Below are 19,907 nucleotides of genomic sequence, written 5' to 3'. Positions count from 1 at the left end.
CCCGGACGGCCCCCTCCGGACACGGGGGCCGGGTGTTCGCCTGCGGCGCAACGCGAGTCAACGACACGGCGTCGTAGGTCCCGCGGCACCCCTCCCCGCTCCCCCGTCGCGCCCGGTGGGGGGTCGTCGCGGTCGGCGAGGACGGGGGTCCGGCCCCTCAACCCTCCTGTCACGTGAGGGTAGGGTCCTGCGGGACGGTCTCCCCGGGCGGCGCGCTGCACCCGGGAGGACCGGCGGCGGACGGCGCGGGGGGCTGCGCCGACCGCCGGCCGAGCAGACGGGGCACGGATCCGGGGGCGCGCGTGGGGCGGGGCAGGACCATCGGCGGCGGAGGTGCGAGCACCGGGGAGCGGGACGACCCTCGGGTCGTCGCACCCCCTCGCGGGGGGCGGGTGCCCGGGAGGTACCCGACCCTGGCGGCGCTGTTCGACCCGCGCAGCAACTCGCTGAACGTCCTGCGGCTGACGCTGGCCGTGACCGTGGCGGTCGTGCACGGGATGGAGAACGGCTTCGGCCACCAGCCCCAGGTCGGCTCCACCGACCTGGGCAGCCTGGCCGTCGACGGCTTCTTCGTCATCAGCGGCTTCCTCGTGGCCCGCAGCTTCCTGCGGCTGGGTTCGCTGCGCCGCTACGCCTGGCACCGCTTCCTGCGCATCGCGCCCGGCTTCTGGGTGTGCCTGCTGGTCACCGCGGCCGTCGTGGCGCCGCTGGCCGCGGTCCTGTCGGGCAGGCCGGCCACCGCGGTGCTGGAGGGGCCGGAGACCGCGGTGTCGTACGTGACCGCCAACGCCGCGCTGCTCATGCGCCAGTTCGGCGTCAGCGCCGTGACCGACCCCGTCGAGGGCGGGCAGGCGGTCCTCGACGGGTCGCTGTGGACGCTGTTCTTCGAGGCCTGCTGCTACGGGGCCGTGGCCGCGCTGGGGGTGCTGGGCGTGCTGCGCCGGCGCCGCTGGCTGCTCCTGGCCTGCGGGCTGCTGTGGGCCGCGACGATCGCCTCGGCCGCCGGGGTGGACCTGGGCACGGAGCTGATGCTGCGGTTCCTGTTCGTCTTCCTGCTGGGGGCGGCCGGGCACGTCTTCGCCGACCGGGTCCCGGTCAGCGGCCTGCTGGCCGCCGCGTGCGTGCCGCTGGTCGTCGCGGGCCTGCACCTGCTGCCGGACCACCGCGCCCTGGCCGGCCCGGCGTTCGCCTACCTGTTCCTGTGGGCGGCGGTGCGCCTGCCGCTGCGGCAGGACCCCCGCTGGGACCTCTCCTACGGCCTGTACGTCTACCACTGGCCGATCCAGCTGCTGCTGGCCCTGGCGGGGGCCGCCGCGCTCGGCACCGCCGGCTTCGTCGCGCTCAGCCTGCTGCTGGCCTGCGCCGCCGCAGCGGCCTCGTGGTTGCTGGTGGAGAGCCCCGCCCTGCGGCTGAAGGACGCCGCGTGGGTCGAGGCGCCGCTGCCGCGACGGCGGACCGCGTAGGCCGGCGGCTCGGCGGGTCCGGTTAGACTCCCAGGGCCCGCGGCGAGCGCCGGCGGGCGGGCCCCCGTAGCTCAGGGGATAGAGCATCGGTTTCCTAAACCGTGTGTCGCAGGTTCGAATCCTGCCGGGGGCACCCAGCACAGCCGCGGACGGGGACGGGCGGGCGAACCGCCCGTGAACACCCCGCCGCCCGCGCCGAGGACTTGGCCCGCGTGCGCCGCGGGCCCGTAGCGTGGCGGCATGCGCTGGCTGAGCACCGCGATCGGCGGGACGGCCCTGGTGGGCGGGGCGGTGTCCTGGGCGCTGGCGGCCACGGCCATGTCGGCGGTGCACGCCGCGGAGGCGCGGGCCCTGGGCCCCGGGCACACCGCGCAGGTGCCCGGTGAGGACGAGCTCGCGCTGATCGCCCACGACGTGCGCCTGGCCGCGGTGGCCGCGATGTGGTGCGCCCTGCCGCTGCTGCCGGCCCGCCCCGCGCACCGGGCCGCGGGCCGGGCTGCGGGCCGGGCGACGTGGCGCGGCGCCCCGCCGGTGCCGGTCGCGTCCTGGCTGGGGGCCGGTGCCGCGGTCGTGCTCGCCAACGCGGTCCTCGGCCGGGCCGTGGACGGCCGCTCCCCCGCCCTGGCCGCGGTGCTCGTGCTCGCGGCGGTCGGTGCCGGAGCGGCGGTGGGTGCGGCGGCGGGCACCGCGATCTCGCGGGGCTGGCGCACGGGGCGTCCCGCTCCGCCGGCGGGCGGGGCACGCTGGTGGTGGCTGGCGGGAGCGGGCTCGCTGGCGGCGGGCACCGCGTGCGCGGTAGCGGTGCAGGACCTGGGCGGCGAGCGCTACGCCACCTTCACCCCCGGGGACCTGTCCACCGCCGACGCGCTGGTGACGCTGACGCTGCTGCTGGTCTCGGGTGCGTGCGCCGGCGCGCTGCGCCCGGCCGCCGCCCCGCCCGCCGGCGCGGGGAGCGGCCCGGCGCCCCGCGCCGTCGGCGCGCCCACCCGTGCGGTCCTCGTGGTCCTGCCGACCGCGCTGGCGGTGGTGCTGCTGCTGGACCCGGCCGGGTTCGTGCCGGGACCGCGGGACCTGTCCCGGGCGGTGGGCCCGGCACTGGTCGCGGCCCTGGCCCCGTTCCTCCTGGCGGCGGGGCCGGGCCTGCGGGCCCCGTCCCGGCGGCGGGTGCTGACCACCGCGCTCGTGCTGACCGGGGCGGCGGCCGTCTCGACGGCGGCGCTGCCGCTGCTGGTGCCGGTGGTCGTCGTCGGCGGGATGCTCGGCCTCGCCCTCACCGCACCCGCGGGGGCGTACGTCAACTACGACGGCCTCCCGACGACCGGCGCCGGGGGGCTGCTGGCGCTCGGCGCGCTGGGCGTCCTCCTGGTCCTGACCGGGGAGCACGGCGCGCGGAGCACCCCCGCGGTGGAGCGTTCGCCGGCGTGAGCCGCCGCGCGCCCGCCCTGCTGCCCGGCCCGCCCCCTGCGATGCTGGGGGGATGGGTGCTGTGAACCGCGTACCGCAGTCCGGAACCCCGGCGGCAACGCCCGGTGGCAGGAGCGCCGCGCACCGGCCCGGCAGGGCGGGAGCGGCGGGCACGGCCCTGGCCGCCGCCCTGCTGCTGAGCGCGTGCGGCTCGGCCGAGGCCCCCGCCGGTCCCGCGGCCGCCACCTCCACGGCCACGACCACCGGCACGCCCACCGGCTCCGGCACGAGCACCTCCCCCGCCGGGACGATCACCGTCCCCGCGTACTACGCCGGCCGCACCGGCATGGAGGGCGGTCTGGAGGTCGCGCTCTACCGGGAGTTCCACGACGTGCCCTCGGCGGGCGACCCGGTCTCCACGGCGCTGCGCGAGATGCTGCAGCCGCCGCGCGACCCGGACTACTTCGTGCCGTGGCCGGAGGGCACGGAGGTGCTCGGCGTGGAGCGGATGCAGGACCTGGTCACGGTGGAGCTGTCCGCGGAGGCCGCCACGGCACCACCGGGTGCCGGCGAGGACCAGGCGCAGGCGGCGCTGCAGCAGGTCGTGCACACGGTCACGGCGGCGGACCCGTCCGTGGCCGGGGTGCAGCTGATGATCGACGGCTCGCGCGTGCCGGACCTGTGGGGCCTGGGCGCTCACGCCGGGGAGGCGCTGGCGCGGGCGGAGGCGTCCTCGGTGCTGGGCCCGGTGTGGGTGCTGGGCCCCGCGCAGGGCGCCGAGGTGACCTCCCCGGTGACGCTGGGCGGGGAGGCGTCGGTGTTCGAGGCCACCGTGGGCTGGGAGGTGCTGGACGCCTCCGGCGCCGTGGTGGCCGACGGGTTCACCACCGCGGCCGAGGGCGCCCCCGGCCGCGGTGCGTGGTCGGTCGAGGTGCCGCTGGGGCCGGGCGAGCACACCGTCCGCGCGTTCAGCGTCTCCGCCCGCGACGGGTCCGTGGTCGCCGTGGACTCCAAGGACGTCACCGTCGCCGGTTGACGCGTCGCCGGCTGACGCCGCGGGCCGGGGTCAGCCGGAGAACACCCCCACGGCCCGCTGGAGCTGCGCGGACGTCTCGGCGATCCCGCGGGCGGCCTCCCGCACGGTCACCAGGTCGCGGGAGGTGCGCTCGGCGGCCTGCACCACCCCTTCCAGGGTGGTGCCGATGACGCGCCCGGACTCACCGGCGGCGGCGACCTGACCGGCGACCTCACCGGTGGCGCTGCTCTGCTCGTCGACGGCGGCGGCGATGGTGCCCTGGTAGTCGTCGATGCGGGCGACGATGTCGCTGATCTCGGCGATGCGGGTGGCGGCTGCGGCCACGGCCTGCTGGACGTCGCTGATGCGCCCGGTGATGTCCTCGGTGGCGGTGGCGGTCTGCTGCGCCAGCTCCTTGACCTCCCCGGCGACGACGGCGAACCCCTTGCCCATCTCCCCCGCCCGCGCGGCCTCGATGGTGGCGTTCAGCGCCAGCAGGTTCGTCTGCTCGGCGATGGCGGTGATGACCTTCACGACGCTGCCGATCTCGGAGGAGGAGCGGCCCAGCTCGGCGACGGCCCGACTGGTCTCCGAGGCGACGCCGACGGCCTCCTGCGCGATCCGGGCGACGGCCTGCGCGTTGCGGCTGATCTCGCCGGTGGCCTCGCCGGTGCGGCGGGCGCCGTCGGCGACCTCGGCGATGCGGCTGGTCACCTCCTGCGCGGTGCCGCCCGCCTCGACGGCGCGGGCGCTGGTGCCGGCGGCGTGCTCGGCGATCTGGTCGCTGGAGGTGACGAGCCGGGTGGCGGCCGCGTCCAGGTCCCCGGCGGCGTCGGTGACGTCGCGCACGACGCCGGCGGCGCGGTCCAGGGTGGCGTTCAGCGCGACCGCCAGCTGCTCCAGCTCGGTGCGGCCGTGGCCCGGGTCCAGGCGCGCGGACAGGTCGCCGCGGGCCAGGACGTCGGTGGCGCGCCGGACGGGGCGCACGATGCTGCGGCCGACCACGAGGGACAGCGCGACGCAGGCGAGCAGGAGGGCGCCGGCGCCCAGGGCCAGGCGGCGGGCGTCGGCCAGGGCCGTGGCGGAGACGGAGTCCACGTAGACGCCGGAGCCGACGACCCAGCCCCACGGCTCGTAGCCGGCCACGTAGGACGTCTTCGGCTGCGGGTCCTCCTCGCCCGGCTTGGGCCACTGGTAGTCGACGAACCCGGCGCCGTCGCGGCGCACGACGTCGACCATCTCCACGAACAGCTCCTTGCCGTCGGGGTCGGTGTTCGCGGACAGGTCCGTGCCGTTCAGCTCGGGCTTGACGGGGTGCATGAGCATGGTGGGGCCCATGTCGTTGACCCAGAAGTACTCCTGGCCGGAGTAGCGCAGGGAGGCGAGCGCCGCCAGGGCCTGCGCCTGGGCGTCGGCCTCGGTGAGGCGCCCGGCCTCGGCCTCGGCGGCGTGGTGCTCGACGACGCCCAGGGCGGTCTGGACGACGGCTCGCGTGGCGGCCTGGCGCTCGGCGAGGATCCGGTCGCGCGTCTGCAGGCCGGCCATGACGGTGATGCCGGCCATGGCGATCGCGGCGACCACGACGATGACCAGCAGGCGCGCGGCGATCGACCTGACGTTGATGCCCTTCACGGTGCAGCTCCCTCGCTGGGGCAGCCTCCTGCGGACTGCTCCCGGTGTCATCGGCAGCCGGGAGCGGCGGCTGGAGGGGGTCGTCAGCCGTCCGGCGGAGCCGGCCGCCGGCGGCGCGGCGGGCACAGCCCCCCACCGGCGCCGCCCTGTCGTCACCGGCTGTTCGCTGAGGGTTCGTTGAGAGCGCGTGGAGCCGTCGACAGACTCCGCCGGGTGAGATCGCGTACCGTCGCCGCCGCCACCCTGGCCGCCGCCACCGTCCTGACCCCCCTGACCGCCGCCTCCGCCGCGCCGGACACCCACCCCGGCCACGGCCACGGCCACGAGCAGGCCGCCCCGCTGATCGTGGGCCACCGCGGCGCCTCCGCCTACCGGCCGGAGCACACCCTGGCCGCCTACGAGCTGGCCGCCGAGCTCGGCGCCGACGTCATCGAGCCCGACCTGGTCGCCACCAAGGACGGCGTCCTCGTGGTGCGCCACGAGAACGAGATCTCCGGCACCACCGACGTCGAGGAGCGCCCCGAGTTCGCCGACCGCCAGGCGACCAAGACGATCGACGGCGTCGAGCTGACCGGCTGGTTCACCGAGGACTTCACCCTGGCGGAGCTGAAGACGCTGCGCGCCGAGGAGCGCCTGCCGGAGCTGCGCCAGGAGAGCACGATCTTCGACGGCGCCTACGAGGTGCCCACCTTCGAGGAGGTCCTCGACGAGCGCGAGCGCCTCTCGGAGGAGCTGGACCGCGAGATCGGGATCATCCCGGAGATCAAGCACTCCACGTACTTCCAGTCCATCGGGCTGCCGATGGAGGAGGAGGTCGTCGAGGCGCTGACCGAGCACGGCCTGAACCGTCCCGGCTCGGGCGCGACCGTGCAGTCGTTCGAGCTGACGAACCTCGTCGAGCTGCGCACGGAGCTGGGCCTGCGCGCCGACTCGGTGTTCCTCACCTCCGCCTCCGGCGCCCCGGCGGACCTGGTGGCGGCCGGTGACCCGCGCCAGTACGCGGACCTGCTGCTGCCCTCCACGCTGCGCGACATCGCCCGCTACGTGGACGCCATCGGCCCGTCGCTGACCCAGGTGGTGGCGCTGGAGGAGGACGGCACGCTGGGCGAGGAGACCCGTCTGGTGGCCGACGCGCACGCCGCCGGTCTCGAGGTCGTGCCCTACACGCTGCGCCCGGAGAACGAGTTCCTGCCGGTGGACTACCGCAGCAGCGAGGACCCGGCGGAGTTCGGCCGCGTGCTGGACCTGGCCCAGGTGTACTTCGAGGCCGGCATCGACGGCATCTTCACCGACTCCCCCGACCTGGGTGTCGTGGCCCGCGACCGCTTCCTGGCCCAGCAGGACGGCGAGCACCACGCCGGCTGAGCGGACCGCCTGAACGGACCGGCTGGGGGACGGGAGCGCGGCGGGCGGTGGCAGAGTCACCACCGTGCACGCCGCGCCCCGCTCCCCGTCCCACCCCTGGTCCCCGCAGCTCCTCTCGCCCGCGACGCTCGCCGGCGCGCAGGAGGTGATGCGCACCTGCATCGCCCGCGACTTCGGCGACGCCCACGACCCGGTGGTGCACGCCGACGTCGACGACCCGCTGCGCCGCTACCCGGGCACCGCGGAGGCGTTCCTGCTCGTCGCGGTCGACGACGCCACCGGCGAGGTGCTCGGCACCGCGGGGCTGCGCGAGGGGCGGCTGCGGCCGGGCGCGAGCCCGCAGCACCTGGTCGAGCGCTACGCCGACGACCGCACCGGACAGCTCGTGCGGGTGTACGTGGCGGCCGGCGCCCGCCGGCGGGGCATCGCCCGCGGCCTGGTGGCGGCGGTGCGCGAGCGCGCCGCGGCGGACGGCAGCTACGAGCGCCTGGCCCTGCACACCTACCGCCACTCCCCCGGCGCGGTGGCGTTCTGGGAGGCGCTGGGCGCCCGCGTCGTCGCGGACGACTCCGCGGGCGCCTCGCGCAGCGTGTTCTACGAGTTCGAGGGCTCCCCCGCGCCCGGCGGGCCGTCGCAGACCAGCCCGGAGGTGAGGGCGTCGAGGTTGCGGCGCACCAGCGAGGGGTAGTCCTCGTCCTCTCCGGCGCGCTCGATCGGGTTCAGCACGCCGGTGCCCACGCCGAGCTCGCGCGCCAGTGCCTCGGTGACCTCCGGGCTGGTGGAGACCTCGAAGAAGACGGTGCGCACCCCGGCGTCGCGGACGACGTCGACGACGCGGCGCACGCGGGCGGGGGTGGGTTCCACGTGCGGGTCGATGCCGGCGATCCCGACCTGCCGCAGCCCGTAGCGGCCGGCCAGGTACCCGAACGCCTCGTGGGAGGTGACGAGGGTGGCCCCGCGGCAGGGTGCCAGAGCCCGGGCGTGCTCGGCGTCCAGGGCGGCGGCCTGCTCCGCGAGCGCCTCCGCGCCCGCCGCGTAGTCGGCGGCGGCGGCCGGGTCGAGCTCGGCGAGGGCGTCGGCGACGAGTTCGCCCGCCTCGGCCAGGCGCAGCGGGTCGAGCCAGAAGTGCGGGTCGGCGTCCAGGTCGGCGAGCCCGGCGGTGTCGACGACCCGCCCCGGGGGCGAGACCTCCAGCGCGTCGTCGGTGGACGGCTGCAGGCCGGACTGGTGCACGAGCAGGTCGGCCTCGCCGAGGGCGCCGACCTGCGCGGCGGTCAGCTCCACGTCGTGGCTGTCGCCGCCCGGCGGCACCAGGCCCGTCACGTCGACGTGCTCGCCGCCGACGACCTCGGCGACGTGCTGCAGCGGGGGCGAGGAGGCCAGGACGTCGAGGCGGCCGTCGCCGCCCTCGCCCCCCGCCGCCCCGGTGGAGCAGGCGGCGGGGGTCAGGGCCGTGAGCGCGAGGGCGGCGGCGGCCCAGCGGCGCGCGGGGCTCACGCGGTCCCGGCCTCCTCGTGCTCGTGCTCGCCCTCGTGGGCGTGCTCGTGCCCGGCGTCGCCGGTCACGCCGTTCAGCTCGTTGGGCACGACGTCCAGCTGCGCGGTCTCGAACACCTCGCCGGTGGCGACGTCGACGGCGTGCAGCTCCTTCGTGGCCGGCTCGGTGACGTAGGCGGTCCCGTCGAGGACGTGCAGGGTCGGGCGCGGCTCCTGCCACTCCATCGGCTCCTCCCACGGCTCGACGACGGGGATCGAGCGCACGAGCGCCCCCGCCTCGGGGTCGATCACGTGCAGGGCGCCGTCGGTGCCCAGGACGAGGGCCTCGCCGTCCTCGCCGCGCCCCAGGGAGCGGAAGGAGTAGGAGGCGGGCAGGTCCACCAGGCGCAGGGAGGCGTCGCGGGTGTCGATGAGGGAGACGCGGGTGGGGCGCTCCAGCTCGGCGTCGGGGTCGGTCTTGTAGTCGCCCAGGACGATCGGGGAGACCTCGGAACCGGCCTGGTTGCCGATGCGGCCGTAGGGGTCGGGGGCGGTGACCTCGGTGATGGTGCCGTCGCGGTGGACGAGGGCGCCGTCCTCGCAGCCGATGACGACGGCCTCACCGGCGGCGACGGCCTCACCGTGCACGCCGGGGCAGCCGGAGTTCGCGGCGATCTCGGTGCCGTCGGCGTCGAGCCAGCGGGTGCCGGTGCGCTCCTCCTCGGTGCCCTCGGAGACGACCAGGCTGCCGTCGGAGAGCTCGACGGCGACGCCGTGGTGGGCGGCGGGCGTGGTCAGCTCGCGCTGGGCGCGGTCGGGGTCCTCCACGTCGGCGGAGTCGAAGACGGTGACGTCCCCGGTGCCGTCGTCGAACAGGGCGGTGCGGCCCTCGTGGACGACGACGTGGCCGGGCTTGACGGCGTCGAAGCGCACGTCGGTCAGCTCCGGTTCGGCGGTGTAGTAGTGCGAGTGGTCGCCGTGCGGCTCGGCCCAGGTGCCGGCGTCGAGCACCTGGAAGGCGCCGGTGGTGGACAGCAGCAGGTGGCGGCCGTCGCCGGCGGCGTTGAGGCGGTTGAAGCCCTCGACGGGCAGGTCGGCGAGGAGCTCGAAGGTGGAGGCGTCGAGCACCTGGACCCCGCCGTCGTGGGTCAGGGCCAGGCGCGGGGTGCCGGCGGCGACCTCGGTGGCGGCCGCGGCGGGTTCGGGGGTGTCCTCGGCGCTGGCGGCGGGCTCGGAGGTCCCGGAACCGCAGCCGGTGAGCAGCAGGAGCGAGAGCAGCGAGCCGGCGGCGAGCGGGCGGGTGGGCAGGTGGGCGAGCGGGTGGTGCACGGCGGTCCTCGGTTCCGTGGGGGGTCGCGCCCCGAGCGGGGCGGTCCGGAAGCTAGCAAACGATTGTGATTATCATCAACACCGTGTCAGCGCCTCCCCACCGCTCCCCCGCCCTCGCCTACCGCGGCTGCTGCGCCGGCTACGCCGACGGCCCCGTCGTGCGCGACGTCGACCTGGAGGTCGCCCCCGGCGAGTGCGTCGCCCTGCTCGGGCCGAACGGTGCCGGCAAGACCACCCTGGTGCGCGCCGCCCTGGGCCTGGCCCGGGTGCACTCCGGGCACCTCGAGGTGCTCGGCCACCGGCACGACCGGCTGCCCGCCGGCGCGGGTCTCGGCTACGTCCCGCAGCGGCACACGGTGGCCACCGCCGTGCCCGCCACCGCCGCCGAGGTCGTCGCCGGCGGGCGCCTGGGGGGCACCGGCCCCCTGCGGCGCCTGCTGCCGGCGCAGCGCCGCCGCGACCGGGCCGCCGTGCTCGACGCCCTCGACCTGGTGGGGCTGCGCGCACGCGCCCGCGCCCCCCTGGCCGAGCTCTCCGGCGGCCAGCAGCGCCGGGTGCTGCTGGCCCGCGCCCTGGCCGGCGCACCGCGCCTGCTGCTGCTGGACGAGCCCACCGCCGGCGTCGACGCCGCCGCGGCCCGCACCGTCGCCGCCGTCCTGCGCCGGCAGCTCGACGCCGGCACCGCCGTGGTCCTCGTCACCCACGAGACCGCCGCCCTCGCCCCCGTGCTGCACCGCGTCGTGCGGGTCGAGGGCGGCTGCGCCTGCGAGCAGCGGGGGCGGGTGGCGGCCGGTGCCTGAGCTGCTGCAGCTCCTGGACTACGCGTTCCTGCGCCGCGCCCTGCTGGCCGCCGCGATGGTCGGCCTGGCCGCCCCGCTCGTCGGCGCGTTCCTCGTCCAGCGCGGGCTGTCCCTGGTGGGCGACGGGCTGGGTCACGTCGCCCTCGCCGGCGTGGGGGTCGGGGTGCTCACGGGGCGCAGCCCGGTGTGGGCCGCGCTGGTCGCCGCCGTGGGCGCGGCCCTGCTGATCGAGCTGGTCCGCCACCGCGGCCGCACCGGCGGCGACGTCGCGCTCGCGCTGCTGTTCTACGGCGGCATCGCCGGCGGGGCGGTCCTGCTGAGCCTGGCGCCGGCTGGCGGGGCGAACCTCGAGAGCTACCTGTTCGGGGCGATCACCACGACCAGCGCCGCGGACGTGCGCGCCTTCGCCGCGCTCACCGTCGTCGTCGTCGCGGCGGTGCTGGTGCTGCGGCCGTGGTTCTTCGCCGCGGGCAGCGACGAGGAGCACGCCCGCGCCGTGCGCCTGCCGGTGTTCCGGCTGAACTGCGCCCTGGCCGTCCTGACCGCCGTGACGGTCGTGCTCTCGATGCGCACCGTGGGGCTGCTGCTGGTCAGCGCCCTGCTCGTCGTGCCCGTCGCCACCGCCCAGCGGCTGTGCCGGGGTTTCGGGGCCCTGCTGCTCACCGCGAGCGCCCTGGGCGCCGCCGTCGGCGTGGGCGGGGTGGCGGCCTCCGCCGTGGTGGGCACGCCCTCCGGCGGCACGATCGTCCTGCTGGCGCTGGCGGTGTTCGCGCTCGTGGCCGCGGTCCGGGCCGGGTCCGGGCGCGTGCGCCGGGCCCGGGTGGTCGCGGCGTCCTGAGCGGCGCCCCGACGCGACGACGCCGCCGCGACCGGTCGGTCGCAGCGGCGTCGCGGGCGCGCGGGACGCTCAGGCGGTGCCGCCGCCCGGCTGCAGCACGCCGTTCACGCACAGCTCGTACGTGGCGTACGAGGTGATGCTCTCGCTCGGGTCGTCGGCGGTGACCAGGACGGCGGCCACCTCCGGGGTGAACCCGAGCGCGTGCTTGACGCTGGTCACCGTGGTGAAGCCCCACGGGGTGCGCACCACGGGCAGCTCCACGACGGAGACCCTCTTCCCGGAGGTGCCCACCACCTGCACGGTCCAGCCGGCCACCTCGGTCGGGTGCGCCTCGCTCAGCGAGCTCCAGGTCGACAGGTCGGTGGCGTCGGCCACCGGCTGCCCACCCACCGAGACCCCGCTGACCCGCACGCCGGGCTCGGCCACGCCGCCGTCGGTGAGGTAGCGGATCGCGACGTCGACGGTCTGCCCGGCGTAGGCGGAGGCGTCGAAGGTCTGCGTGCCGGAGACCTCACCGGTCAGGCCGGGCAGTTCCGCGGTGATGCGCGGGTCGGCGCCGGGGTCGGCCTCGGTGGTCGTGGCCTCGCTGGACAGCGACACCCAGTCGCCGGCGGCCTCGTCCCACACCTGCACGACCGCGAAGTCCCAGCCCTCCTCGGTGTCCACCTGCAGGTCCACGCCGATCGTCGGGTCCTGCGCCGGGATCGTGAACTCGCGCACGACGCCGCGGTCGAGGTTGTCGCCGCTGCCGGAGTACAGCTCCTCGCCGTCCTGCTCCCACTCCACCGGGGTGGTCGGGTAGGTGTTCGAGCCCTTGAAGGTGATCAGCCCGCGGTCGACGTAACCGGCGGGGTCGCGCAGCCGCACGAAGTCGGCGCCGTTGACCGGGGCCCCCGGGGAGTCGTAGGACTGCGGCGAGTCCCAGTTCACGCGCGCGGTCATCGCCTCCACCTGCAGCGCCCCGGCGTCCCCGCGCTTGACCTTCGCACCGGCGTCGAGGGCCGCGTCCACGGCCATCGCGGCGAGGAAGTCGTGCAGCACGTCCTGCGAGCGGACGTCGTACCCGCGCTCGCGCAGCACCGCGTCGAGGCCGGCCAGGCCGCCCTCGGGCTCGTTGTGCAGGGCCGTCATGAACTCGTCGCCACCGAACCGGCCGTGCAGGTAGAGCATGAACGCGTAGGCGCTGCCGTAGTCGGCGAGGATCTCCGGGTCGCCCTGGTCGCCCCACAGGGTGACGGACTGCTCGGGGCCGCCGTACTCCGGCTGGTCGTTGAACCCGAGGAACGTGGCGAGGTAGCTGTCCGCCTCGTCGGTGTTCGGCGCGGGCGCGGGGTCGGAGAACCCGAGCAGGGCCTCGGACCACATCGACAGGCCCTCGTTCACCCACGACAGCTCGTCGGGGTCGGCGTAGTGCTCCAGCAGGTGCTGGTACTCGTGCGCGAACGTCCCCTCGTAGGTGCGCGCCGCCGGCTCACCGAGGCCGGAGCGCTGCAGGTAGTCGGCGCACTCCAGGTAGTCCGGCTCCTGCGAGTCGTCCGGCGGGTTCTCGCCGGTGCGGTGCACCCAGTCGAACCCGTCGATCGTCATGACGTTGCGGTCGACGAGGTCGTTGAACAGCGAGTAGAAGAACCCCGCGATGTAGGTGCGGCCGTTCTCGTCCGTCGGGTCGAAGTAGTTCTGGTCGCGGACGTTGTCGACGAGCACGACGGTGCGGTCGCCCTGGCCGGTCCAGTACCCCTCGGGGTAGGTGCCGCCGTCGGGCTGCTCGACCAGTTCGCCGAGCACCGCACCGGAACCGTCGCGCAGCGGGGCGACGGAGAACACCTCGGACTCCACCGGGTAGATCGTCTCGTCGAACTCCTGCACGAAGCCCGCGACCTGCTCGTCGGTGACGACGACCAGCTCGCCGCCGCCGGTGGTGTTGCGGCAGTCGCCCTCGGGGAAGGAGAGGTCGTCGGCGACCCACACCTCGATGTTGTCGCCGAGGCCGCGCAGCGTGTAGCCCTGCACGGTGACCGCGCTCTCGACGACCTCGCCGTCGGGCGTGACGCCGCCGTCGACGAGGGACGGCCAGTCCCGCTGGTCGCCGACCTGCACCGGGCCGTCGCCGGCACCGCCGTCGGTGGGCGCCGCCAGGGTGGTGCGTGCTCCCGCGGCGCTCGACCCGGCGGCGTCGGGGGCCAGCACGGGCAGCGGCGCGCCGTCGCGGTACTCGCCGTCGAGGAGGCGGACGTCGGGGGCGGGGGCCTGCTGAGGGGTGGCGGCGGGCGATGCCGCCGCAGCCGCCGGGACGGCCAGAGCCGTCGCCGAGAGCGCGGCGACCGCGATGCGACCGCCGCGCGAGGGGTCCAGACCCATGCGTGTCCTCCTGGGGATCTCCGGCGCCTGCTCCGACACCGGTGCGCTGAAGCATCCACTGCGTCACAGTCCGTGCACAAGGCCCCACGCGCGACCATCGGACGGGGGCGGCAGGATGAACCCCGTGCCCTACCGCGTGATGACCGTGTGCACCGGGAACATCTGCCGCTCCCCCATGGCCGAGTCCGTGCTGCGCCGCCGGTTCGCCGAGGCGGGCCTGGACGGGCAGGTGGTCGTGGACTCCTCCGGGATCAGCGACGAGGAGGACGGCAACCCCGTGGACCGGCGCGCCCGCGCGGTCCTGGCCGAGGCCGGCTACGACGTGCCGGACCACCGCGCCCACCGGGTCACCGTCGAGGAGATCGCCTCCCGCGACCTGCTGCTGGCCATGACGTCGCGGCACGCTCGCTGGCTGCGCACCCAGGCGCCCGACGAGGCCTCGGCGGCGAGGGTCGCGATGTACCGCTCCTTCGACCCGGCGGCGCCCGACGTGGGCGGGCCGGGTGCGGTGGCCGACGAGTCGGCCCTCGACATCGCCGACCCCTGGTACGGCGACCGCGGCGACTTCGAGGAGGCCCTGGCGCAGGTCGAGGCGGCCGCCGACGGGATCGTCGAGCACGTGCGCCGCGAACTCGCCTCCCGCCCCTGAGGCCCCCCTCCCCTCCCGCGCCCACCCGCTCCCCCTCGGCGATCTCGCGCGGTTCAACGTTCAACCGCGCAAGATCACGGCGGGAGGGAGCGGGTGGGTGCGGGAGGCCGAGCGGGGCGGGGGTTCAGAACAGGCGACCGGCCGCGTCGGCGGCGGGTTCCTCCAGGGACAGCAGGAACCGCTTGCGCCACAGCCCGCCCGCGTAGCCCGTCAGGGCGCCGTCCGCGCCGACGACCCGGTGGCAGGGCACCACCACCGACAGCGGGTTGCGCCCGTTGGCGGCGCCCACGGCCTGCGCGTACCCCGGCCCGCCCAGGGCGCGGGCCAGCTCGCCGTAGGTGCGCGTGGCGCCGTACGGGATCTCGAGCAGCGCCGCCCGCACGCGCGCCTCGAAGGCGTCCCCGCGCGGGGCGAGCGGCAGGTCGAACGCGGTGCGCTCGCCGGCGAAGTACTCCGCCAGCTGGGCGGCGACGTCACCGAACGCGGCGTCGTCGCGCGCACCGAGGTCCGCGGGCGCACCGCCGCGGTGGTCCTCGTACCAGATGCCCACCAGGCCGCGCTCGTCGCGCGCGAGCGTGAGCTCCCCCAGCGGGGACGGCAGCACCCCGTGGCGCACGGGCGGGCCGGTCAGGCGGCCAGGTGCAGGGCGCCGCGGGTGCGCGCCAGCGTCTTCGCGAGCAGGTCCGGCTCGTCGGAGAGCTTGCGCCCGTACGAGGGGACCATGCCGACGAGGCGCTCGCGCCAGGCGTCCTGGTGGGCGGGGAAGCACTGCGCGAGCAGCCGCAGCACGACGTCCACGGCCGTGGAGGCGCCCGGGGAGGCACCCAGCAGCGCCGCCACGGAGCCGTCCGCGGCGTGCACGAGCTCGGTGCCGAACTGCAGCACCCCGCCGCGCGGGCCCTTCTTGATGACCTGCACGCGCTGACCGGCGGTCAGCAGCTCCCAGTCCTCGCGGCGCGCCTGCGGGTAGAACACCCGCAGCGCCTCGATCCGCTGCTCCGTCGACTGCGTCAGCTGCTTGGCCAGGTACGTCATCAGCGGGACGTTGTCGCGGGCCACCGCGAGCATCGGCAGCAGGTTGTCCGGCTTCACGGACAGCGGCAGGTCCAGCAGCGAGCCCTTCTTCAGGAACCGCGGCGAGAAACCGGCGTAGGGACCGAACATCAACGAGCGGCGGCCGTCCATGACGCGGGTGTCCAGGTGCGGCACGGACATCGGCGGGGCGCCGACCTCGGCCTGCCCGTACACCTTCGCGGCGTGCTGCTCGACGATCTCCGGGCGGGTGCAGCGCAGCCACTGGCCGCTGACGGGGAAGCCGCCGAACCCCTTGCCCTCGGGCACGCCGCTGCGCTGCAGCAGGTGCAGCGCACCGCCGCCTGCGCCGACGAACACGAACGGGGTGGACACCTCGAAGGAGCCGCCGCCGGCGGCGGTGCCCTTCACCGTCCACCCGGAGCCGCGCCGGGTGAGGTCGGTGACGGCGTGCCCGGTGAGCAGCTCCACGCCGCGGCCGGCGGCGCCGGTCAGCAGCGCGCGGGTCAGCGCCCCGAAGTCGACGTCGGTGCCCGCGGTGGACCGGGTCGCGGCGACCCGCTCGCCCGGGTCGCGGCCGGCGACCAGCAGCGGCGCCCACTCCCCGATCTCGGCGTGGTCGGTGGACCACTGCATGCCCGCGAACAGCGGGTGCTGCGAGAGCGCCTCGTGGCGGGTGCGCAGGTACTCCACGTCGCGCGAGCGCACGAAGCTCATGTGGGCGACGGGGTTGATGAACCCGCCCGGGTCGCCGAGCACGCCCTGCTCCACCAGGTGCGCCCAGAACTGCCGGCTGACCTGGAACTGCTCGTTGATCGCGACGGCCTTGGCGATGTCGACGGTGCCGTCGGGCCTGGCGGGCGTGTAGTTCAGCTCGCACAGCGCGGAGTGGCCCGTGCCGGCGTTGTTCCACGCGTCGGAGCTCTCGGCGCCGATGGTGTCCAGCTTCTCCAGGACCAGCACCGACCAGTCCGGTTCCAGCTCGGTGAGGGCGGTGGCGAGGGTGGCGCTCATCACACCGCCCCCGACGAGGACGGCGTCGTACCTGTCAGCAGCGGGCAACGGGCTCACCCTCGTCTCTCGTGCGGCTCCATCGACCACGGCGTCGACCGTGGACATCGACCAGGGAAGGCTACGGCCTCGCGGGCGGCGGTCGTCGCCGGGGAGGCGCCACGGTGTCCCGCGTCACACGTGAGACGCCTCTCACCGCTCCGGCACCAGCGTCACCACCCGGGAGCGCTCGGCGGACAGGCGCCGCAGCAGCGCCAGCTCCTCCTCCGGCGAGCCGGGGTCGGTGCCGCGGCGCACGCGCTCGCGCCGGAACGCCAGCGCGGTGGCCGCCTCCTGGAAGTCGCGCACCGCGCGGGCGGCCTCGCGCCCGCCGGCGTCCCGGGCGCCGGCGCGGGCCCAGCGCCGCGCGGACGGCGACGCCAGGACGCGCACCTCCTCCTCGCGCAGCCAGCCGGTGCGCACGTACACCTCCAGGTAGCGGCCCACCAGCCGCGCCTCGCGCGCCCGCGCGGCCAGCGCCACGCCCAGCGCCGCGACGAACACCGGGACCTGCAGCAGCAGGTACACCTCCACGAACGCCGCCGTGCCCGCCCCGGCGCTGGCGTTCCACAGCGAGTGCAGCCCCACGCCCAGCAGGAGCCCGAGCAGCGGCGCCGCCACCCGCACGCGCACCGGCCGGCGCTCGGCCGCCAGGCCCAGCCCGACGCCGACGGCCATGGTGAACAGCGGGTGCGCGAACGGGGAGACCACGCAGCGCAGCACGAACACCGTCACGAGCGCCGCCGGTTCCTCGTCGCCCAGGGCGCGCCCCAGGTACAGGACGTTCTCCAGGTAGGCGAAACCCACGCCGACGAACGCCGCGTACACGATGCCGTCGACGACGCCGTCGAACTGGCGGCGCTGCTTGAGCAGCAGCAGCAGGACGCCCAGGCCCTTGAGGACCTCCTCGACCACGGGCGCGACGAGCACGGAGGAGCTGGTCACGTCCCCGACGGCGCGCTCCAGCAGGCGGGAGGACAGCGAGTTCAGCACCAGGGCGCCCAGGCTGGCCACGCACGCGCCCCAGCCGAAGGCGAAGGCCAGCAGGTGCGGCGGCTCGGCCTCGTGGCGGTCCAGCCACACCACGGCCGCCAGCACGGGCCCCACCGGAACCGCCGCCAGGGCCAGCGCGGGCAGCGCGCCCGACAGGCCCACCTCCATCGCCACGGCCCCCAGGCTCAGCGTCCCGCAGACCGCCAGGACGGCCACGGTGAGCACCAGCAGCGAGCGCCGGGGCGCGGCCGCGGGGGCGGCGCAGGTGGTGGGGTCCGCCGGCACCCCGCGNGCGGGGTGCCGGCGGCGCTGACTACGCTGGACGGGTGAGCACCCCCACGCCGGCCGGGCCCGGCGACCGCGTCCAGGACCGCATCGTGTGGATCGACTGCGAGATGACCGGGCTGGACCTGACCCGCGACGCGCTGGTCGAGGTGGCCGTCCTCGTCACCGACGCCGACCTCAACGTGCTCGGCGACGGCGTGGACGTGGTCGTCAAGCCGCCGCCGGAGGCGCTGGAGGACATGGACCGGGTGGTGGTCGACATGCACACCTCCTCCGGGCTGCTGGCCGAGCTGCCGGCCGGGCGCACCCTGGCCGAGGCGGAGGAGATCGTCCTGGAGTACGTGCGGCGGTGGGTGCCCGAGCCGCGCAAGGCGCCCCTGGCGGGCAGTTCCGTGCACACCGACCGGGCGTTCCTGGCGCGCGACATGCCGGAGCTGACCGAGCACCTGCACTACCGGCTCATCGACGTCTCCTCCGTCAAGGAGCTGGCGCGCCGCTGGTTCCCGCGCGTGTACTTCCACACCCCCCGCAAGCACGGCGGGCACCGGGCTCTGGCGGACATCCGCGAGAGCATCCAGGAGCTGAAGTACTACCGGGAGGTGCTGTTCGTGCCGCAGCCCGGCCCGGACTCGGAGACCGCCAAGGCCGCCGGGCAGCGGCTGGAGCTGAAGGCGGAGCCGGCCGGGGAGGGCACCCCGGGGAGCTGACGTCCGCTCCACCCGTCCGCGCCCCGGGGCCCGTGCACGCGTTCGGGGACGCGGCCGCGCGGCGTGTATGCTCACCGCGTCACGTCGTGCCCCGCACGTCGTCACGTGGTGGGTGTAGCTCAGCTGGTAGAGCACCTGGTTGTGGTCCAGGAAGTCGCGGGTTCAAGTCCCGTCACTCACCCCACGTCGGAGGGCCCCGGCTNGCGCGAGCCGGGGCCCTCCGTGCGTCCCGGGGCCGCCCGGGTCAGAAGCTGTGGATCTGCGCGACCTCGCAGGTGAGCTGGGCCGGCGCGCCGGCGACGGGGGCGGTGGCCCGCACCTGCGCCGACCCTCCCGCGGCGATCTCGGGCGCGGCGACGTGCGCCTGGGTCAGGCGCTCGCCGTCCGGGCCGGCGACCGAGACCGTCACGAGGTAGCTGCGGGGCTCGTCGGCGGTGTTGGTGACCGTCAGGTCCGCGGCGACCTGCCCGGAGCCGTCGGCCGCGCAGGAGCCCAGGACGACGTCCTCGGGGGCCGGGGTCACCGAGGGGGTGGGCGTCGACCGGGACTCGACGAGCGCGCCGGGCTGGGCGGGTGAGTCGAACGCCGGCGCACCGCCGCAGGCCGTCAGGGTCAGCAGACCGGCGGTGGACAGGACCAGCACTACCTCGCGCACGTCGCACTCCTCGTTCTCGGCGTCCTCCCACCATGCCCGTCCGCTCACCGCCCCGCCAGGCGTGACCCGCCGGGAGCGCGCCGGGCGGCGGCCCCGCGAGGGCGATCACCCGGTGACGGCGGGGCCGGCCCCCTCCGGCGGCGGGGTGCGCGTGCGCCCCGCGGTCCCGCCGGCGCGCAGCAGCTGCTCGCGCAGCCACGCCAGGTAGGCGTCCCGGTCGGCGCGCAGCGCCAGGGAGATCACCGGGCCGGCGGGGGTCTCCCAGGCACCGGCGCCCCGCACCGGCAGCACCACCACGTCGAGGGTGAACGAGCGCAGGCGCCGCCCCAGCTCGCGCTCCACCCGCGTCAGCAGGGTCGTCTCGAACAGGGCGACCGGCACGTCGGCGAGCACCCGCCGCTCCAGGTGGCGCGCCCGCTCGGTCCAGGCGACGGCCTCGTCGATGCCGAGCTCGGCCACCCCGCGCAGCTCGGGCATGCCCCGCAGACCGGGGAAGGTCGGCGGCAGCAGGGAGGTCAGCGACTCGGGGCCGCCGGGGAACGCGCCGGCCCACCAGCGCGCCCACTGCCGCCCGGCCTCCTCGGCGCCCGGCAGCGTCGCCGCGGGGCGCACCGGCGGGTCGAGGGGCGGCAGGTCGGGCACGGCGGGCGAGGTGGGCGGGTGCAGGCCCGCGGCGTCGCGCAGGTGCAGGGCCAGCAGCAGCGCCTGCGGCATGACGGGGCGCACCCCCCACCGCCCGACGCCGCGCACCGCACCACTGTGCGCGCGCTCCCGGCGCGCGTCCAGGCGAACGCCGGGAGCCGCCGCGCCGCCCGGGGGGCGCCGGGTCGTCCTCCCGTCGGGGCCCGGTCCACCCG

The 19,907-nt window shown here is 76.3% G+C and carries 18 protein-coding genes and 2 tRNA genes; 11 read left to right on the top strand and 9 right to left on the bottom strand.

Annotation, left to right across the window (positions count from 1 at the left end; translation table 11 throughout):
• The first annotated feature begins 392 nt into the window (after positions 1-392).
• The 4 genes from MN205_RS15345 to MN205_RS15330 all read left to right on the top strand — a co-directional run bounded on the left by MN205_RS15345 (position 393) and on the right by MN205_RS15330 (position 3,903).
• Positions 393-1,463: an acyltransferase family protein gene (locus MN205_RS15345; protein WP_242128804.1), complete on the top strand. Its 1,071-nt coding sequence runs from the start codon at positions 393-395 to the stop codon at positions 1,461-1,463.
• 60 nt (positions 1,464-1,523) lie between these two features.
• A tRNA-Arg gene (locus MN205_RS15340) sits at positions 1,524-1,596 on the top strand.
• Positions 1,597-1,703: 107 nt separating this feature from the next.
• Positions 1,704-2,888 carry a hypothetical protein gene (locus MN205_RS15335; RefSeq protein WP_242128802.1) on the top strand — a complete coding sequence of 395 codons (1,185 nt, stop codon included), beginning with the start codon at positions 1,704-1,706 and terminating at the stop codon, positions 2,886-2,888.
• Between the two features lie 61 nt (positions 2,889-2,949).
• The gene (locus tag MN205_RS15330; RefSeq protein WP_242128800.1) at positions 2,950-3,903 is read left to right on the top strand and encodes a Gmad2 immunoglobulin-like domain-containing protein; all 954 of its coding nucleotides are present in this window, start codon (positions 2,950-2,952) and stop codon (positions 3,901-3,903) included.
• 30 nt (positions 3,904-3,933) lie between these two features.
• Here the strand turns inward: MN205_RS15330 and MN205_RS15325 are convergent, their stop codons facing one another.
• Positions 3,934-5,514, bottom strand: coding sequence for a methyl-accepting chemotaxis protein (locus MN205_RS15325; protein WP_242128797.1), 1,581 nt, complete (start codon positions 5,512-5,514; stop codon positions 3,934-3,936).
• A gap of 213 nt (positions 5,515-5,727) precedes the next feature.
• Here MN205_RS15325 and MN205_RS15320 point away from each other — a divergent pair, with 213 nt between their 5' ends.
• Together MN205_RS15320 and MN205_RS15315 are read left to right on the top strand one after the other, a co-directional pair.
• Positions 5,728-6,879, top strand: a complete 1,152-nt coding sequence (locus MN205_RS15320; protein ID WP_242128795.1) for a glycerophosphodiester phosphodiesterase — start codon at positions 5,728-5,730, stop codon at positions 6,877-6,879.
• 64 nt (positions 6,880-6,943) lie between these two features.
• Positions 6,944-7,567 (top strand): GNAT family N-acetyltransferase, encoded by a 624-nt coding sequence (locus tag MN205_RS15315; RefSeq protein WP_242128794.1) that lies wholly within the window; start codon positions 6,944-6,946, stop codon positions 7,565-7,567.
• Here MN205_RS15315 and MN205_RS15310 read toward each other — a convergent pair.
• Positions 7,474-8,376, bottom strand: coding sequence for a metal ABC transporter substrate-binding protein (locus MN205_RS15310; RefSeq protein WP_242128792.1), 903 nt, complete (start codon positions 8,374-8,376; stop codon positions 7,474-7,476). The two genes, MN205_RS15315 and MN205_RS15310, sit on opposite strands and share 94 nt — an antisense overlap.
• The gene (aztD, locus tag MN205_RS15305) at positions 8,373-9,683 is read right to left on the bottom strand and encodes a zinc metallochaperone AztD (RefSeq protein ID WP_242128790.1); all 1,311 of its coding nucleotides are present in this window, start codon (positions 9,681-9,683) and stop codon (positions 8,373-8,375) included. The genes MN205_RS15310 and aztD overlap by 4 nt, the downstream gene beginning before the upstream one ends.
• A gap of 83 nt (positions 9,684-9,766) precedes the next feature.
• On the opposite strand from aztD, the gene MN205_RS15300 reads away from it, so the two are divergent.
• Together MN205_RS15300 and MN205_RS15295 are read left to right on the top strand one after the other, a co-directional pair.
• Positions 9,767-10,483 (top strand): metal ABC transporter ATP-binding protein, encoded by a 717-nt coding sequence (locus tag MN205_RS15300; protein WP_242128788.1) that lies wholly within the window; start codon positions 9,767-9,769, stop codon positions 10,481-10,483.
• On the top strand, positions 10,476-11,321 hold the full coding sequence (locus MN205_RS15295; RefSeq protein WP_242128786.1) for a metal ABC transporter permease: 846 nt from the start codon (positions 10,476-10,478) through the stop codon (positions 11,319-11,321). The genes MN205_RS15300 and MN205_RS15295 overlap by 8 nt, the downstream gene beginning before the upstream one ends.
• 69 nt (positions 11,322-11,390) lie before the next feature.
• Here MN205_RS15295 and MN205_RS15290 read toward each other — a convergent pair whose 3' ends face one another.
• The gene (locus tag MN205_RS15290) at positions 11,391-13,679 is read right to left on the bottom strand and encodes an immune inhibitor A domain-containing protein (protein WP_242128784.1); all 2,289 of its coding nucleotides are present in this window, start codon (positions 13,677-13,679) and stop codon (positions 11,391-11,393) included.
• Between the two features lie 115 nt (positions 13,680-13,794).
• Between MN205_RS15290 and MN205_RS15285 the strand changes: the two genes are divergently transcribed.
• Positions 13,795-14,328, top strand: coding sequence for a low molecular weight protein-tyrosine-phosphatase (locus MN205_RS15285; protein WP_242128782.1), 534 nt, complete (start codon positions 13,795-13,797; stop codon positions 14,326-14,328).
• A gap of 124 nt (positions 14,329-14,452) precedes the next feature.
• On the opposite strand, the gene MN205_RS15280 is transcribed toward MN205_RS15285, so the two are convergent.
• The 3 genes from MN205_RS15280 to MN205_RS15270 all read right to left on the bottom strand — a co-directional run bounded on the left by MN205_RS15280 (position 14,453) and on the right by MN205_RS15270 (position 17,688).
• Complete coding sequence (locus MN205_RS15280) at positions 14,453-14,944, bottom strand: methylated-DNA--[protein]-cysteine S-methyltransferase (RefSeq protein WP_242128780.1); 492 nt, start codon at positions 14,942-14,944, stop codon at positions 14,453-14,455.
• 11 nt (positions 14,945-14,955) lie between these two features.
• On the bottom strand, positions 14,956-16,479 hold the full coding sequence (locus MN205_RS15275; protein WP_242738866.1) for a malate:quinone oxidoreductase: 1,524 nt from the start codon (positions 16,477-16,479) through the stop codon (positions 14,956-14,958).
• A gap of 84 nt (positions 16,480-16,563) precedes the next feature.
• Entirely contained in the window at positions 16,564-17,688 is a 1,125-nt protein-coding gene (locus MN205_RS15270; protein WP_242128777.1) for a PrsW family intramembrane metalloprotease, read from the bottom strand.
• Positions 17,689-17,729: 41 nt separating this feature from the next.
• Between MN205_RS15270 and orn the strand changes: the two genes are divergently transcribed.
• Together orn and MN205_RS15260 are read left to right on the top strand one after the other, a co-directional pair.
• Complete coding sequence (gene orn, locus MN205_RS15265) at positions 17,730-18,395, top strand: oligoribonuclease (RefSeq protein WP_242128776.1); 666 nt, start codon at positions 17,730-17,732, stop codon at positions 18,393-18,395.
• 108 nt (positions 18,396-18,503) lie between these two features.
• A tRNA-His gene (locus tag MN205_RS15260) sits at positions 18,504-18,579 on the top strand.
• A gap of 60 nt (positions 18,580-18,639) precedes the next feature.
• Here MN205_RS15260 and MN205_RS15255 read toward each other — a convergent pair.
• Complete coding sequence (locus MN205_RS15255; RefSeq protein WP_242128774.1) at positions 18,640-19,050, bottom strand: hypothetical protein; 411 nt, start codon at positions 19,048-19,050, stop codon at positions 18,640-18,642.
• 105 nt (positions 19,051-19,155) lie between these two features.
• On the bottom strand, positions 19,156-19,800 hold the full coding sequence (locus MN205_RS15250) for a hypothetical protein (protein WP_242128772.1): 645 nt from the start codon (positions 19,798-19,800) through the stop codon (positions 19,156-19,158).
• Positions 19,801-19,907: the final 107 nt, after the last annotated feature.

The sequence above is a fragment of the Kineococcus sp. TRM81007 genome (assembly GCF_022669155.1).
In the GTDB taxonomy this organism is placed as follows: Bacteria; Actinomycetota; Actinomycetes; order Actinomycetales; family Kineococcaceae; genus Kineococcus.
Note: the sequence above shows the minus strand (reverse complement) of the source record. Positions and strands in the feature narration are given on the sequence as shown.

What these genes read in the sequence shown, in the direction of transcription:
- MN205_RS15285 (WP_242128782.1), top strand. Translation starts at nt 13,795, where the DNA reads ATGAACCCCGTGCCCTACCGCGTGATGACCGTGTGCACCGGGAACATC.
- MN205_RS15335 (WP_242128802.1), top strand. Translation starts at nt 1,704, where the DNA reads ATGCGCTGGCTGAGCACCGCGATCGGCGGGACGGCCCTGGTGGGCGGG.
- MN205_RS15275 (WP_242738866.1), bottom strand. Translation starts at nt 16,479, where the DNA reads ATGTCCACGGTCGACGCCGTGGTCGATGGAGCCGCACGAGAGACGAGG.
- MN205_RS15290 (WP_242128784.1), bottom strand. Translation starts at nt 13,679, where the DNA reads ATGGGTCTGGACCCCTCGCGCGGCGGTCGCATCGCGGTCGCCGCGCTC.